General features: G+C 43.1%; 14 protein-coding genes and 1 pseudogene. 6 read left to right on the top strand and 9 right to left on the bottom strand.

Annotation, left to right across the window (positions count from 1 at the left end):
* Positions 1 to 102: 102 nt before the first annotated feature.
* Positions 103 to 834, bottom strand: a pseudogene (locus DXX93_RS11440) (helix-turn-helix domain-containing protein); the annotation flags it as partial.
* A gap of 87 nt (positions 835 to 921) precedes the next feature.
* On the bottom strand, positions 922 to 1,149 hold the full coding sequence (locus DXX93_RS11435) for a hypothetical protein (protein WP_116009931.1): 228 nt from the start codon (positions 1,147 to 1,149) through the stop codon (positions 922 to 924).
* A 304-nt stretch (positions 1,150 to 1,453) separates the two neighbouring features.
* Between DXX93_RS11435 and DXX93_RS11430 the strand changes: the two genes are divergently transcribed.
* The gene (locus DXX93_RS11430) at positions 1,454 to 2,425 is read left to right on the top strand and encodes a S8 family peptidase (RefSeq protein WP_116008205.1); all 972 of its coding nucleotides are present in this window, start codon (positions 1,454 to 1,456) and stop codon (positions 2,423 to 2,425) included.
* Positions 2,426 to 2,463: 38 nt separating this feature from the next.
* On the opposite strand, the gene DXX93_RS11425 is transcribed toward DXX93_RS11430, so the two are convergent.
* On the bottom strand, positions 2,464 to 2,880 hold the full coding sequence (locus tag DXX93_RS11425) for a DUF1801 domain-containing protein (RefSeq protein ID WP_220347569.1): 417 nt from the start codon (positions 2,878 to 2,880) through the stop codon (positions 2,464 to 2,466).
* Positions 2,881 to 2,910: 30 nt separating this feature from the next.
* Complete coding sequence (locus DXX93_RS11420; protein ID WP_116008203.1) at positions 2,911 to 3,339, bottom strand: VOC family protein; 429 nt, start codon at positions 3,337 to 3,339, stop codon at positions 2,911 to 2,913.
* A 71-nt stretch (positions 3,340 to 3,410) separates the two neighbouring features.
* On the opposite strand from DXX93_RS11420, the gene DXX93_RS11415 reads away from it, so the two are divergent.
* On the top strand, positions 3,411 to 3,671 hold the full coding sequence (locus DXX93_RS11415) for a hypothetical protein (RefSeq protein WP_116008202.1): 261 nt from the start codon (positions 3,411 to 3,413) through the stop codon (positions 3,669 to 3,671).
* A 17-nt stretch (positions 3,672 to 3,688) separates the two neighbouring features.
* Here the strand turns inward: DXX93_RS11415 and DXX93_RS11410 are convergent, their stop codons facing one another.
* A complete protein-coding gene (locus DXX93_RS11410; RefSeq protein ID WP_116008201.1) occupies positions 3,689 to 4,558 on the bottom strand; it encodes a mechanosensitive ion channel family protein in 870 nt (289 codons plus the stop codon).
* A gap of 165 nt (positions 4,559 to 4,723) precedes the next feature.
* Here DXX93_RS11410 and DXX93_RS11405 point away from each other — a divergent pair, with 165 nt between their 5' ends.
* On the top strand, positions 4,724 to 5,167 hold the full coding sequence (locus DXX93_RS11405) for a DUF1496 domain-containing protein (protein WP_116008200.1): 444 nt from the start codon (positions 4,724 to 4,726) through the stop codon (positions 5,165 to 5,167).
* A 29-nt stretch (positions 5,168 to 5,196) separates the two neighbouring features.
* Here DXX93_RS11405 and DXX93_RS11400 read toward each other — a convergent pair whose 3' ends face one another.
* The 3 genes from DXX93_RS11400 to DXX93_RS11390 form a co-directional block, all read right to left on the bottom strand.
* Positions 5,197 to 5,502, bottom strand: coding sequence for a hypothetical protein (locus tag DXX93_RS11400; protein ID WP_116008199.1), 306 nt, complete (start codon positions 5,500 to 5,502; stop codon positions 5,197 to 5,199).
* Between the two features lie 20 nt (positions 5,503 to 5,522).
* Entirely contained in the window at positions 5,523 to 5,876 is a 354-nt protein-coding gene (locus DXX93_RS11395; RefSeq protein ID WP_116008198.1) for a hypothetical protein, read from the bottom strand.
* Positions 5,877 to 6,060: 184 nt separating this feature from the next.
* Positions 6,061 to 6,762: a Crp/Fnr family transcriptional regulator gene (locus DXX93_RS11390; protein WP_116008197.1), complete on the bottom strand. Its 702-nt coding sequence runs from the start codon at positions 6,760 to 6,762 to the stop codon at positions 6,061 to 6,063.
* 173 nt (positions 6,763 to 6,935) lie between these two features.
* Here DXX93_RS11390 and DXX93_RS11385 point away from each other — a divergent pair, with 173 nt between their 5' ends.
* Positions 6,936 to 8,924: an alkyl/aryl-sulfatase gene (locus tag DXX93_RS11385; protein ID WP_116008196.1), complete on the top strand. Its 1,989-nt coding sequence runs from the start codon at positions 6,936 to 6,938 to the stop codon at positions 8,922 to 8,924.
* Positions 8,925 to 9,058: 134 nt separating this feature from the next.
* Here the strand turns inward: DXX93_RS11385 and DXX93_RS11380 are convergent, their stop codons facing one another.
* Positions 9,059 to 10,615 (bottom strand): amidohydrolase family protein, encoded by a 1,557-nt coding sequence (locus DXX93_RS11380; RefSeq protein ID WP_258872656.1) that lies wholly within the window; start codon positions 10,613 to 10,615, stop codon positions 9,059 to 9,061.
* Between the two features lie 131 nt (positions 10,616 to 10,746).
* On the opposite strand from DXX93_RS11380, the gene DXX93_RS11375 reads away from it, so the two are divergent.
* Both DXX93_RS11375 and DXX93_RS11370 read left to right on the top strand, forming a co-directional pair.
* Positions 10,747 to 12,561: a winged helix-turn-helix domain-containing protein gene (locus DXX93_RS11375; protein ID WP_116008195.1), complete on the top strand. Its 1,815-nt coding sequence runs from the start codon at positions 10,747 to 10,749 to the stop codon at positions 12,559 to 12,561.
* A gap of 393 nt (positions 12,562 to 12,954) precedes the next feature.
* Entirely contained in the window at positions 12,955 to 15,189 is a 2,235-nt protein-coding gene (locus DXX93_RS11370; protein ID WP_116008194.1) for a TonB-dependent receptor, read from the top strand.
* Positions 15,190 to 15,241: the final 52 nt, after the last annotated feature.

Raw genomic sequence — 15,241 nt, 5'->3', positions numbered from 1 at the left:
GAGAGTTACCTCTTTGTTTAGTTTGGATTAGACACCCTTAAACTAAACTGGTAACTCTCTCTTTTGAAAGTGAAATGTCAGATCAGATTGAAACTTCTATAGTTCAACTTTACCATTGAGGTTAGGACTAGCAGGTTTGATATACACATGCTGCATTCCCAGATCCTCGCAGTGCCAATGAAACTTAGACTGGAATTCATGACCATTATCTGTGCGTATCATTTTAATGCGGAAGGGAAACTTACCAGCAACGTAATCAATAAAGTCGATGGCACAAGCTTGGTTGTGTTTTTCGTAGACTTTTAATGCTCTGATACGTGTAGCATCATCAATAGCCGTATATTGGAATCTACGAACCTTCTTGCCAGACTTATCTTTGGAGGTCAGAAATTTAACATCAACTTGAACATGGTGTCCGGGGACTTGTTTCTCGTATCGCTTTACCGACTTAACTTGCCGTGTTCTCAAGTTTTGGGGGAGACGGTTGACGCCATGCCTACAAAACACGCTATAAACGCCTGATATAGAAACTTTAAGTCCATGATAGCGAGCTAAATACCAACTGATTTTAGCTTGTCCAAAATGATAGTTTTTACGCAGATATAAGATTTTTTCTTCGATAATCGGGTCAACGCGAACGGCTGGATTTTCAGGGCATGGTTTGGAGTTGATTAGTCCTGCTTCTCCTTTAGCTGCATAATCTTTTTTCCAACGATAAAAGCTATCTCTGGATATCCCCCAGTAACGACAGGTTTTGCTAACGTTTCTGGTTTCTTTTGCGTGGTTTAATATCTTTAGCTTACGTCTAACTTCTTGTTCTTCTTTTCTATTCATTTAAAACCTCAACTAACACATTGTAAATATAAAAAAATGTGTCAGCCAAGATCTAAAGATTCACAGCCTAAAGGTTCACAAATTAAACTAACGTTTATCACCTTCTGATTTTTGGCTTTCTACCACGGCTTCTCTCTCTTTTTTGTATTCTTGATAGGGTTTACCTGCTTGATGGCAATTTTGAAATTCTTCGCCAGACTGGGCGTTTTGAATACAGTCACTCTTTTGGTAGCCCTGACCAAGCTGGTAAAGCTCTCGGTTGCTGCAACCAATGGCAACAGCCAATACAAATACGACTGTAACTAGTCTTAGCATAACCTTTCCATCCATTTTCTAGGGTATTAGCATGCTTTTAATCATTAGCTATTAGGACTGTACACCCGACCTTTAGTTCTATGTTTTTTAATACTCAAATGTAAGCGATGAAAAATCGTGCGACTTGGCTAGCATTAGCACAACATAACACTAGACTTACTAAGGCCTTATCAGGAAATGTGATGCTGATGTAGCGACCGTATATTCAAATTTGAATTGCGATGCGGCGCGAGTGATAGCATGTATCCACACCCAAATACGTCAATTACACACATCATTTACTTCGATTGAGAGGGAGGTCATCATGGCTGATAAAAAACTTTCAAAGCCATCACCCATTACCCAAAAACCATGCGTTGTACCTAAACACACTATTTCTAGGGTTGCGAATAATGAAACGGAGTTAAAAACGGTTGCCGATGCCCAGCGAGAGCGCACCAATTGGGCGGGTTCAATTCTCGGCATCCCGCAAGTTTGGCAGGTAACACAAGGAGAGGGCGTTAAAGTTGCTGTCCTTGACACTGGTATTGACTCTGATCACCAAGACCTAGCGGCAGCAATTATCGATACAGCAGATTTTACTGGTGACGGGATTGAAGATGCCAACGGCCACGGCACGCACTGTGCTGGGGTGATTGGAGCAAGGTTAAACGGTGTTGGTTTTGTTGGAGTTGCGCCAAAATCGGAATTACTCGTTGCTAAAGTGTTAGCCAATAACGGCAGTGGCGCTTATGAATGGATCGCCAATGGTGTCTATTGGGCGGTTGATAACGACGCAGATATTATTTCCATGTCACTAGGTGGGCCAGTGTCTGATCCTGAATTGTATCGCGCGATTCAGTATGCCTTATTTTATGGCGTACATGTGATTTGCGCGGCAGGTAATGACGGTGGTTTAGGCACCAATACCATAGGTTATCCCGGTCGTTACGGCGGTGTCATTACCGTTGCTTCACACGATAGAAATGGCAACCCATCAGGCTTTTCATCAAAAGGCGGGGAAGTGGATGTGATGGCGCCCGGTAGCGATATTTGGTCAACCTACAAAAACGGTGGCTATGCCGAGCTATCAGGTACCTCAATGGCGACTCCATTTGTTGCCGGGTTAGCGGCCTTGATTGTCGCCAAACACAAGCAATCTGGGAGCCATAATACGCCGCTGCACAATAATGAAGACTTGAAAAACCATTTACTGTTTATGGCGGCGCATCCAGGTTATCACGATAATCGTGCGGGCTATGGGCCATTGAATCCGTTTAGCTACTTTGCCCAATAATAGCAGTTCGCTAGGCTGTATTAGGATAAATCACAGCGCTATTCGCAAGGGTAGCGCTGTGCCATTATGGTGATCGACTTAGAGATAATGGCTTTTAAAACCTCTATATCAATATCTGCCAGTTTGTTAATGTACAAGCAAGATTTACCGAGTTTGTGTTTACCCAAGCGAGCAAGCTCGTCTGAAAACTCGTCAAAGCCTGGCATAATATACACGCTAATCGCTGTTTTTCTTGGTGAAAAGCCCGTCACTGGCCATTCTCCACCGCCACTGGTGTTTTGATAACTGTATTTGCCAAAGCCAACAATACTTTTCCCCCACATTTTCGCTGGTTTATGGGTTAATGCGGTCATTACTTCAAGCAGGATTAATCCATCTGACACCTTTTGCGGATGCGCTACGCTCTCAATAAAAGCGTTAACATCGGCATCATTCTCTTGGGTTTTCAATGTCATCACTTCTTCCTTGCGAATTAGGTGAAGAAATTACAAACTTTCCGGCTTAGCGCCGGGGCCAAGTGGCTGACCATAGCTAAACTCAACAAAGTTGCCGTCTGGATCTTTAACACCGCAGTAATAACCAACCGGATAAGGCTCTTGTCGGCACGGCCACACTAAAATATCGTCTTGTTTCGCCTGTGCTGCGATGTCATCAACCGCAGCTTTGCTGGCTAGCGCAAAACCCAAGTGAGAAAAGTCGTTCTCTAGTTGCGCTTTTGCAGGCCCATTGGGGAGGACGACGATAATAAAGTCATTGGCTTTACTTGGCTCGGCTAGCCAAACAATACGTTTACCGTCTGGTCCGTGAGGACGACGATCGCGTACTATGCTCAACCCCGCATAACGTTGATAAAAGCTGACGCACGCTTCTAAATTTGCCACATGCAGGGCGATATGGGTTAGACTGGCATTCATAGCAGCCTCACTAAACTGAGTTAAATAATCATTAGCGGTACCTACAGTATAGAGAGGAATAGTTGAGACGAATGCCTGATAACTTGAATTACACCTTTAAAATACTTGCTCGCGACTGGCACAAACGGCGCAAACCTAATCCCAAAACCAGAGAGCCGCTATCGGTTGAAATACCACACTTTAAACGTGAGCATAACCATATGTGCACTATGGTGGTGACTTATAGTGACAATTCTAAGAAAGAACTTATCGCGCGAGTGATTTACAATCAGTTGGCACAGCGCTGGACTGTTGATGGCATGGAAGTGGCGGTAGAAGTGCTGGAGTGTTAAGCCGCTACTTTATTCAATTAAGACTTAGGCTGAGTCAGCCTAATTTCGCCATCAATATGAACATCTCGTTGTGGGAAGGCGACAACAATCCCCTGTGTATTAAAGGCTTCATTAAGCGCGAAGCGGATATTACTGGCGACTAAACGCAACCCGCCTTCAACATGGGAATTGATCCAAAAGTAGACCTCAAATACTAGCGCATTATCGCCAAACTCTTGAAAGTACACTTGTGGCGTTTTGCCATCTTCCGTGAGGGTTTCTTGTTGGGCATTTGTTACATCCAGCATGAGTTGTTTTACTGTTTGGCAATCGCTGCCATAGGCGACACCAACACTCACCACGCCGCGGATCAATCGGTCGCGTAATGTCCAATTAATAACAGTGTTTTCCAGTAATTTACTGTTAGGGATCAGCATATGCACACCGTCTACCCGCCTTACTCGGGTTGAGCGTGTATTAATTTCTTCGACCACACCTTTAACGCCCTCAACTTCTAGAAAATCGCCAATACGAATAGGCTTTTCACCCATTAATATCCAGCCACTAATAAAGTTATTAATAATATTCTGCGCACCAAAGCCAAAACCTATGGCAATGGCGCCAGACAAAAAGGCAAACGCCGTTATAGGTACGTTGAGCATGGATAGGGTGGTAATAAAAATAACGGCTAAGGCAAGGATATAGAGTAGCCGCTGAATTAAATGCACTAAGTTAGGATCTTTGTCTGCGTTTCGTAATTTTTTGCCCAGCTTTGCGATAAGAGCATGAGCCAGCCAGACACTAACTGCCAACCACAGTGGTACGGCAAGCACTTCGACAACGGTGATCACTCGCTCGTTAAAGGTGAATAGTGGATGATTTAACCATTCTTTGATTTGCACTAACATTTGGTTACCTGCTGCATTGGGGTACCTGTTGATAATTAACCTATATTAGCTCCCGCCTGTGTGGAAATGATGCATTGCTCATAAAAACAATTGGCTAAACAGTCGCATACCTATTAGTGTAGAAAACATTCGAAAAATAAAGAAAGAAACACAAGGAAGAGAGTTTTGAAAATTAACCGACGGAAATGCACTAATGCATTACTTGTGTTGTGTGGCTTGCTAATCACCAGTGGGATTAGCTCAGCGCAGCAATTTGTTGAATCTAAAGATGGTGTTAATTTGGATGATGCCAGCTTTCCTTGGCAGCTGGTGATCGATCGCGGCAAAATTCTCGGCTGCATTTATGATAATAAATACTATTCGCTTGGCTCGATTTTAGTATTGGAGTCACTGCCAAGAAAGTGTGAGCAAGCGTCCGATCGCAATGGCATTTGGCAACAGTTATCCGAATCTGAATTGGCACTGTTTAAACAAAACATCGAAATTCAACAACAGCTTGTGCGTGAATCCACCTATATAGGCGCAGAGCGAATTAATCGCGAGGAAGCGCGCTTAATTCGCTATTTGCGCAGCGTCAAAGAGTTTGCAGATAAGAGTCAAAGTCGTTAGCTTCTAACTGACTTTGGTCAATAAAAAGCTTAATGACCTTGCTTTTTAGAGCTGAAAGTTAAGCATAAACCTAATAACAGGAAGGTGCTCAAGACTGTTGGTTCTGAAACTTGAACTGCATTGTTGATGTTAAATGAGAGGTTTTCTAATATCCCGCTAGAATGTTGGTTACGCAATGCTGGATTTTCAGGGGTAGCGCTAATTTCAACATAATCTACCTTGTCAAAGGCTAGCTGAAAAAAGCTAAAGCCACCGCCGCTGGGCGATGCGGTACTGTTAATACTCTTTGACATAACAACTTGATTTTCAAAGAATGCTGATATTTCCCAAATCATACTTTCATAGCAGCAATCAACTAAGCCGCCCCCAAGTACCCTGAAATTGAGTTTATTGTTGAAGCAAAGCTCATGTTTAGGCTATTTGATTGATTAAATGCAGCAAACCCATTGCCACTCATTGGCCTTTCGCCAAAGGTTGGATCATTATCGACCACCATCCAATCACCACCGAAAGTAACACCATAATCTTGGTATTGATCATTAAGTGTCGTATACCTTCTGGTTTTTACGACACCATTGTCGGTATAGGTAAACGACCTAGTCGAGTCATTGTGGGCGGTTTCTTCATCGAAAGTGATTAAGGTGGCGTTTGTTTTACTTATTGTAAGCAGGGCAACAAGCAGGCAACTAATTATTCCATAGCGCTTCAAATCATATTTCCTTATATTTTTGTTGTTTGATTATTGAACAGTGTTCGAGGTTTCAAATCAGTTAACAATAGAAAATCAAAAATAAACTATTATAAATAATGACTTACCTGTAATAGTAATGACGGATATGAAGCACTTTAGCTTTTACACCGCAATCCTTTAACAATTAAATACGCATAAAAATTTAGTTCAAGACTAAGGTTTGGCTTTGCTGCGCAACCCAAGCTGCTAATTTATCGGGGCTGGTCAGGTAAATCGTTTGATAGCCGGTTTTAACAAAACCAAGTTGGCTTAGTTGTTTCAAGCTTTTCGATATTGATATTCGGCTGACGCCCAACTGCGCTGCAATTTGCTCCTGAGATATGGCAACCGCTTTGTGTTTTTGGGTTTCTCGGGCGATGAGTAAGAGCAATTTGGCTAATCTACCTGCTAACGGTAAGCGCTTTAAATCATCAATGGTTTCAAGGCTTTGGTGTAATCGCTTCGACAGTGACACCAAAAGTGCGTGAGCAAGTGCTGGCGAGTTGGTCAAAGCTTGTTTGAGTACTGAACCCGATACATAACCTAGCTGTGTATCGCCAACCGCCTCTGCGGTATGGGTTCGAGGCAAGTCTGCAAATACCACGAATTCGCCAAAGCTTTCTCCCGGCAATAATAATTTACTGAGAAAATAGCGCCCATCATTACCATAATTGCCCATTTTAACTGCCCCTGACAGCACTATGCTCAGCCCATCTCCGTGATCTCCTCGTTGATGAATTAGCTCACCGTCTAGAAAGCTTTGTACTTGTTGAATTTCACTTAGCTCCACTAGCGCTTGCTGAGGTAATACGCCCATAAAGTCGTGGGCTGTTTCACCTTGATTAGCATGTTGATTTGAAGACATAGCAGTATTTTATAAATGTAAACTAGTTAACATTTATAAAGTGAATTTGCTGTTATAACAATCCCTAACAAGGTTATTTGGCTTAACCTTATTCTCTCACTCATGAACTATCAGATGCGTTAGCCGTCGGCATAAGGGCTAATGTTGATAGTTATTTGATAAAGGATTTTTTAATGGCTCAAATCAGTACATTCAAGGGAAAACAAATTCGGCAAGGCCTACAATTGCTCTTGGCGGCACTTTTATTAACTGGCTGTGATTCACCACAAACAAGTCATGATCAAGTGAGTGAATTTACTCGCCACCACAACAAAGCGGTATACAAAGCCTTACCCTTTGATGATAAAACTGATTTCGAGCAGGCTGAGCGTGGACTGATTGCACGAGATCCGCAATTGTCTATTTCAGACGAGCAGGGGGCCGTACTCTGGCAAATAGGTGACTATGACTTTGTCAAAGGGGATGCACCAGATTCGGTTAATCCTAGTTTATGGCGACAAGCCAAACTTAATGGTATGCACGGACTTTATCAGGTCACTCAAGGTATCTATCAGATTCGTGGCTATGATATTGCGAATATGTCGTTAATCAAGGGGCAAACTGGTTGGATTATTGTTGACCCGTTAACTGCTTTTGAGTCAGCACAAGCGGCGTTGGCAATGGCGCAAAAACACTTAGGCGAGATAAAAGTCACAGGCTTAATTCTCACGCATAGCCATATTGATCACTTTGGCGGTGCGCTGGCTGTTATTAACCCTGAATTAGAGCCTAACGTTCCTGTGATTGCGCCAAAGCACTTTATGGCGGAAGCCACATCAGAAAATATTCTTGCCGGTGTCACCATGGCACGTCGCGCTGGCTATATGTACGGCCGCAACTTAGCTAAAAGTGCGACGGGCAAAGTAGATTCTGGCCTAGGCAAAGGCTCGGTGTTTGGGCGTATGGGGGTGGTGCCGCCAAATCGGTTAATCGACCAAACCGGGCAAACGTTAACGATTGATGGTGTTGAGTTTGAATTTCAATACACGCCAAATTCAGAGGCCCCCGCTGAACTCACCTTTTATTTACCTCTGCACAAAGCGTTTGCTGGCGCTGAGTTAGTGTCTCGTCAAATGCATAACCTGTATACCTTGCGCGGTGCGAAAGTCAGAGATGCGCTATCGTGGAGTAATCATATTGAGGATGCTCGTCGGCTGTTTAGTGATGCAGAAATATACTTTGGTAGCCATCATTGGCCAATTTGGGGAAATAGCGCAATCGACCAATTTTTGCGAGGCCAACGCGATATTTATAAATTCATTCACGATCAAACGCTGAGATTAAGCTACAAAGGCTTAACCCCCAGTGAAATAGCGGAAACACTAACACTACCCGACACACTTGCGACGTCATTTTCGAATAGGGGCTATTACGGCACAGTTAGCCATAACGCCAAAGCGGTTTATCAAGCGTATTACGGCTGGTATGACGGTAATCCGGCAAACCTCAACCCGTTGCCACCAGCAGCGAGTGCTAAGAAGTACATCACAGCAATGGGCGGTGAGCAAGCTGTGCTTACACTGGGAGAAGCTGCCATTGCTAATGGAGAATATCGCTGGGCGGCAGAGTTACTTAACCACTTAGTCTTTGCCAATGATAGTGAATCAGCGAAATTGTTGCTTGCTCAGGCATATCAACAACTGGCGTATCAAGCAGAGTCGGCACCGTGGCGAGATTCCTATTTAAGCGCCGCACAGGAACTGACTCAAGGTAAGAGCACGAATGTGATCAGCTTAACCATGATGCGAGACTTGCTTGAACATGCCCCTGTGCCCAGATTTTTTGATGCGATGGCAGCGACATTAAATGCTGATGATGCGCAGGGTGAAGTACTAAGCTTTGTTTTCGAACTTACCGATCGCAACGAAAAGCATGTGTTATGGCTTGAAAATTCGGTATTACATCATCGCCCTTATGATGGGCAAGAGGCGTTAGAGTTCGAGGTAAACGCGCAAATCCGCATTAGTCATTCGTTGTTTATGGATATTGTTCTTGGCGAAGCCAGCTTGTTAGATTTAGCGGGTTCTGACGAGCTAAGCATTGAGGGCAGTACGATTGATCTAGTTGGTTTCTTAGCCATGCTCGACAAACAAAAAGAGCCGTTTAATATCGTTGAGCCATGATTTACTTTGGGCTCAATTGAGTCCAGCTCAATAGCCACTTACCTTATCAGGGTCACTTGATTAAGTGGCCCTTAGTTTTTTAAGTGCGTGCCAAGTGCAACTTACTTTATATGACACAGCTTGGTGCATAGTTATTAAGGATGCTTTGGGCTAGGGGCGCGTTGTTCCAGCTTATTAATATGTAGATCGTCTCGGTCGATCACTTGTCCTCCGAGAATAATTTTATCGATATCGTCGTAGGCGTTGATAGTTTTAAGGGGATTACTGTTTAACAGCAATAGGTTTGCACGCTTGCCTTTTTCAACGGTGCCATAATCCTGCGATAAATTATAAAGGCTGGCATTATTTATCGTCGCAGCCGCCAAAATACCTGTTAAATCAACACCTGCCTTGTGCATATCGGCTAATTCCCAGTTGGTCGCTAGCCCAGGTTGAGAGGCAAAAGTTGGTGCCGGCGGTGTATCAGACCCCAGCAAAATAGTAGCACCATGATCATATAAATGCTTGAGGACTCGCTGACCGTTGATTTGCTTCGCACTGAATCGCTCAATGATTAGTTCGACAGGTGGCTTGCCCCAGTCTTTGTGCATTTCAACATTAAACCATTGGCCTGCGTTTGATTGATACCAAGCTATTTGCCACGGAGGTAATACGGTTTTGTATTCAGTTCGGTCGATATGGTTTTCAACCATTAGATCAGTCAATGATCGGATAACATTTAACGTTGGTTGATAGGCGATATCTTGGTTAAGAATTTTGGTGAGAACACGGCTCACTTTAGGGGGAAGCGCTGCTTCAGTTGATAACCCTTGCTCTTCTAACCAATTCCATAAACCATGCCCCATTACTGAAATCTCAGCGTTTGCCGCAATATCCTGCATATCGGTTGCATTGGCATGTGCCATGGTCGGTAAGTTGAGTGTTTTTGCGTACTGTGTAAGCTCATTTAGTGTCGCTTCACTTACCATCGGTATGTTGTCAGCCAAATCAAAGCCGTTTTCAATATACACTTTTGCACAGACAGCGCCGTCATTTTTTAATCTTAACAAGCTTTGTTTGGCTTGATGCGCATGGGTTATCGCCTCAGTCGTTTTAGGATCTGTGTATTGGGCTAGGTAGTAAGGACGTTCATGATGCAGGTGTTTATGAGCAATGCCTTGAGCGTTGTAGCCATTAAACACAGGCATAGCGCCACAGAAAAATGCATCAGGTGTTAAACCACTCTCATGAAACCGCTTGATACCGTCTTTAGTGTTTGACGGATCGATAACTTGCGTAACGCCATAATACAAATAATTAGTGCCTTGTCTGGCAAGAAAAGCTGATTGCATATGCGTAGCATTGGCGTCGGAAAAATTTATCCCTGGCATGGTTTTTAAGTGAACATGGCTATCGGTTAATCCCGGAATAAGGTATTGGTCACTGCCATCAATCACCAATTTTGCTTTTGGCGGCTTTGTTCGGTTGCCTATTTGGCTAATGCGATTTCCTTTGATTGCAACCCAATGATTGGGTTTGACACTTATTTGATGCTTATTAATAGGCGAAATGATTGTCGTACCTTCAATCACCACATCAACGTCAGCTAAACTGGCCGAGCTCATATTAACTGAAGCAGCACTGACTGAGCTTGAAAAGGCTGAGCAATAAAAACACGTTAGTAATGCGTAGCTTAAAACTTGTTTTTTCATGAAATTCTCCTGTTAAAGGCATGACCTTAATAAAGGAGAGAATTCTGTATCTAAGTTATCTATAATAATTGTCTAAAATTTTTCTAAAATAATTAAAAAACAATACTATTCAGTTGTTTAAGTGGTCATTAATGGAATCGTTTCAGCTTGGGAATTGGCGTGTTTCACCAAGGTTAAATCAATTAACGCTCGAGAATAGTGAGCAAAAACTCTCCATTACGCCCAAGTTAATGCAACTTCTGCTGGTGCTTGTTGAACACAAATATCAACCTATTGGATTAGAAGAATTAATTGAAAAAGTATGGCCGCAGCGTGTAGTCGCTGATAGTTCGGTTTACCAAGGTATTGCTCAGTTACGTAAAGTGCTTAGTGCGGACGACCAGCACCAACAATACATTGAGCGTATTTCAGGGCAGGGCTATCGAATTGCGCCGGATATCGCGATTGAAATTTATACCGATGAGTCAGGCACGTTAGACTTAACGCCTAGTTCACAGAACACTTCTCACTATAAAAACTACTGGTTGCTCGGCATTTGCACATTGTTGGTTGTGGCTGCATTGGTTATCGCCGTCAATATTCAGAGTTATAGCCCCAAAAGAGAGGCTGACTCAACGCAATATTTTGAGCAATTTACGTTAGCAAGTCATTTGCTCTCTCAGCAAAATGTCGCACAACTAGAACAAGCGAAACAAATTTATCTAGAGGTCATTGAGCAAGACAGTGAGAATGCCGAAGCACTTAACGGGTTGTGCAATAGTTATCGAATGTTAGCGATATATGGCAGTGTTACTGAGATTGAGCGAGACACCTTGTGCCACCCCTTGTTAGAAAAAGCGTTTGCTCATGCTCCTAATAATGCACAAGTTTTGGCTTCTGTGGCACGCCAGCATTTTGAGCAAGGCCAAATTAGCCAAGCCCAAGCCTTGTTCGAGCAGTCTTTGGCAATAAACCGTGATGACGCCATGACTTGGCATTGGTATGGTCGCCTGAAACGCAATCAGAATAAGGTGGCCGATGCGCTAACGGCCCATCAACGTGCATTTAAGCTTGCACCGAATGATCCCATTGTACTGCGCGGGCTAGCATATGCTTATTTAAACAACAGAGATTTAACTAATGCGCGCAAGTACTTTGAACGCAGCGTTGTAATTTCCCCTAACTTTAAACACAAAGCCCTGTATGAACTAGATTTTTACCCATTGAACCAATCGCGAGCTGCGCACTATTTAAACTGGTACAGACAACATCAAGAAAGCTACGTTAAAAAATACCCAGCACACAAACTTAGCCACATTTTGTTTTTATTAAGTTTAAATCAAGGAGTGCTTGCACAAGAAATTTTTGATCAGTTTGCTGCTGTTAATAGCGTGCCGCAGCACTTTTTACTCTACGCTAAGGCATCTCTGGCTTGGTATCATCAAAAACCAAACGCGGCGCTTGTTTATTTGCAGCAGCGCTATCGACTAGCGCCTGAGCAAAATCATTTTGTGATGCCTTATTTATTCGCTTTAGTTCAGCTTAATCATGCTGAAAAAGCATTAACGTTATTTAAAAAGCACTTCCCAGAAATAGTTACTCTCAAGCAGGTGACAAACGAAAATAGAGGGCAATATTTATTGCTTGCTAGGCTATATAAAGCGACAGAAAAAAATCGTTTGTATCAAGACGCCTACGAGCGGCTACTAGCGTTAGAGCAAGAATCTACGTTTAGTATCGAGCACCAGTTACGTTGGAATGCGTTAAGTGGTGATGACGCTAACAACGTCGATTTGCTCAACAAGTTATTGAATAGCGGTTGGTTACCTGATTTTAATGACAATATGTTCTCAATTGAGCGCTATTCAACACTTGCGGGCTCGAATCACAGTGCAAAAAGCTGGTTGGCTAAGTTAAGTAATATTCAACGTTGTATTTGGCAACATACGCAATGTGTAAAAAATTGATGTTTGCCTGCGACGGTAAGTCGCGCTTACAAATTCATAATTGAACCAACTGTATTTACTAGAAAATTTACTAATACAAGTGTGAGTTGATGCAATCACATTGCAAAATTACGACAGAAATATTTCAAATACGGCTTTGTGTCTCTAAAGTTTTGTTGTATCATGCCCGCCCAATCGAATAGCAGCAACGCTGTGCATTTCAATTAACTCACTCTATTTATTTCTCGTCCATCTGCTTATGCAGTCGGCGGTTTTGCGTGCGCATAAGTTTTATGACCAGAAATAGTTAAGCCGAGTTGGTGAATGAAACTGCTGCATTTATTAAGGTTGGTACTCACCCGGAAGAGTTAAAACCTCACAAAAAAAACACTACATTTTTTATTGAGGACAAGCATGAACACCACTAAGTCGCCATTCAATCTGCACCGTACTTTAAATCCTATTTCAGCCGCCATTACATTAGCCGTAGCCGGATTTGTTGCCACTCCTGTACTAGCGGAAGACGCTGATACTAATTCAGACATTGAATCAATCACAGTAACAGCAACAAAGCGCTCTCAGGTTATTTATGAAGTACCAATTGCCATCAGTGCATTCTCTGGCGATGCGTTAGCGTCTCAAGGTATTAGCGACATTACCGATGTTGGTAAGTTTGTGCCAAACCTAAACATTACCGGTTTCTCAGCAGGTCACAACTCATCAGCGAACCCATTTATTCGTGGTATCGGTTTGCAAGACCACTTGATTACCACAGACCCGGGGGTGAGTGTTTACGTTGATGGTGTTTACTTAGGTCGTCAGGTTGGTCAAAACTGGAACCTTCAAAATATCGAGCGTATTGAAGTACTGCGTGGTCCTCAAGGTACTTTATACGGTCGTAACTCAATTGGTGGTGCAATTAACATCATCACTAAACAACCAGACGAAGAAGCAATCACTAAAGTTAGCACAGAAGTGGGTACCCGTGGTCGAGTAAAAGCAAGCATCTTTACTAACCAGGCGATTACTGACAACTTGGCAATTAACTTCAATTTAGGTTACAACCGTCGTGGTGGTTTAGGTGAGTTTATTAACCTACCAGATGCCAAATACGATGTCGGTGAAAACCGTGAATACTATGGTCGTTTCTCTGCGAAATACACAGTAAATGAAGATCTATCATTCACGTTAACCGCGGATATGAATGATGGTGAAGGTGGTACGCGTCCTTACACTACGTTAATTGACGAGCTGCCAAATGGCCGTTACTACCAAAGTGGTTTACGTAACTCAGACGTTACCGCTGATCCTTATGACAATGCCAGTGGCACGATTGAAACCTCAGAAGTCAGCAATGAAGCGGATGGCTTCTCACTGACGGCAGATTACAACATTACTGATGAGTTAGGCGCTAAGCTCATTTTCAGTAAGCGTTCTTCTGAATACAAAGCAGGTCTTGACGACGATGGCACCATTGTTGCGCTAGATCACTTCCCAGAGCGCGGTGAGGCAGACCAAACCTCTGTTGAATTGCAATTTAATGGCTATGTTGGTGATGTCGATTTCGTCACGGGTTTATACTGGTTCGAAGAAGAAGGTAGCAACCGCCAAGATGCTTCAGAAGCGATTTTCAATGGTGGCCCAACTAAGCTTGAGTTAGATCAAAAAACAACAAGTAAAGCGGTATTCTTAAATGTAGGCTACGACTGGACTGACGAATTACGTGTTACTGGTGGTATTCGTTACACCGAAGATGAGAAAGAAGCATCGGCAAACGTATTCGATCCTGTCGGTACGGTATTTTCTGAGCGTGATTGGGATGAATTCTCTTGGGAATTAGCGGCAAACTATACTTTTGATAGCGGCTTAAACTGGTACGGTACCATTCAAACTGGTTACCAATCAGGCCAGTTCCCAGCACGTCCATACTTTTTAATCGGCCAGTTCTTTGCTGAAGGTGGCTTCGACAACCTTGAGCAAGCTGCAGCTGCGGTTCAAGCGAATAATGGCTTTTTAGCAAGTGACAACATTAGCGCAATTAACTATGAGACTGGTTTTAAAGGTCAACTAACCCCTGATTTCAGCATGAGTGTTGCGTTCTTCAACACTGAATATGAAGATTTACCGTACCAAGTAAACACCGCTACGGATGCCGGTTTTGACACAAACAACTTAATTGTTGAGCAAACTTCTCGTGGTATTGAGTTTGAAAGTACTTACTCAGTAACGGATAACTTTACGTTACACACGAGCTTTGGCTTTATGGATGTTGACGTTGATGAGCAAGACGGCATCAAGCCAGTTGCACCATTAACGCCAGATTTGACGGCATCAATTAGCCCATCTTACGAGTTTGCACTTGAAAACGGTGCCCTGATTACTTCGCGTATGGATATTTCTTACCGCGACGAAATGTACGGTGAGCCAACATCAGATGCACGTCGTATGACGGAAATTGAAAGTCGTACCACAGTTAATTTTGACATCAAGTACGCGCCCGCAGGTGCTGACTGGGATATCTCACTATACGGTCGTAACATTTTTGACGAGCGCTACGAAGATGCACGCTTAAACACAGGTGATTACATCTTAGTGATCATGAGTAACGATGCGAGCGAGTTCGGTTTACGCTACTCTGCAACTTTCTAAGCTCAGTCGCTAAAGCATAATTTAGCTTAAAATAGCGAAAATTAGCTCTCGT

The sequence above is a fragment of the Thalassotalea euphylliae genome (assembly GCF_003390335.1).
Taxonomy (GTDB): domain Bacteria; phylum Pseudomonadota; class Gammaproteobacteria; order Enterobacterales; family Alteromonadaceae; genus Thalassotalea_F; species Thalassotalea_F euphylliae_B.
This window is presented reverse-complemented; position numbering and strand designations above follow the sequence as displayed.

Coding starts and splice junctions, on each gene's coding strand:
- DXX93_RS11415 (WP_116008202.1), top strand. CDS start 3,411: ATGCCTGATAACTTGAATTACACCTTTAAAATACTTGCTCGCGACTGG.
- DXX93_RS11390 (WP_116008197.1), bottom strand. CDS start 6,762: ATGTCTTCAAATCAACATGCTAATCAAGGTGAAACAGCCCACGACTTT.
- DXX93_RS11430 (WP_116008205.1), top strand. CDS start 1,454: ATGGCTGATAAAAAACTTTCAAAGCCATCACCCATTACCCAAAAACCA.
- DXX93_RS11380 (WP_258872656.1), bottom strand. CDS start 10,615: ATGAAAAAACAAGTTTTAAGCTACGCATTACTAACGTGTTTTTATTGC.
- DXX93_RS11370 (WP_116008194.1), top strand. CDS start 12,955: ATGAACACCACTAAGTCGCCATTCAATCTGCACCGTACTTTAAATCCT.
- DXX93_RS11385 (WP_116008196.1), top strand. CDS start 6,936: ATGGCTCAAATCAGTACATTCAAGGGAAAACAAATTCGGCAAGGCCTA.
- DXX93_RS11420 (WP_116008203.1), bottom strand. CDS start 3,339: ATGAATGCCAGTCTAACCCATATCGCCCTGCATGTGGCAAATTTAGAA.
- DXX93_RS11425 (WP_220347569.1), bottom strand. CDS start 2,880: ATGACATTGAAAACCCAAGAGAATGATGCCGATGTTAACGCTTTTATT.
- DXX93_RS11375 (WP_116008195.1), top strand. CDS start 10,747: ATGGAATCGTTTCAGCTTGGGAATTGGCGTGTTTCACCAAGGTTAAAT.
- DXX93_RS11435 (WP_116009931.1), bottom strand. CDS start 1,149: ATGCTAAGACTAGTTACAGTCGTATTTGTATTGGCTGTTGCCATTGGT.
- DXX93_RS11400 (WP_116008199.1), bottom strand. CDS start 5,502: ATGATTTGGGAAATATCAGCATTCTTTGAAAATCAAGTTGTTATGTCA.
- DXX93_RS11410 (WP_116008201.1), bottom strand. CDS start 4,558: ATGTTAGTGCAAATCAAAGAATGGTTAAATCATCCACTATTCACCTTT.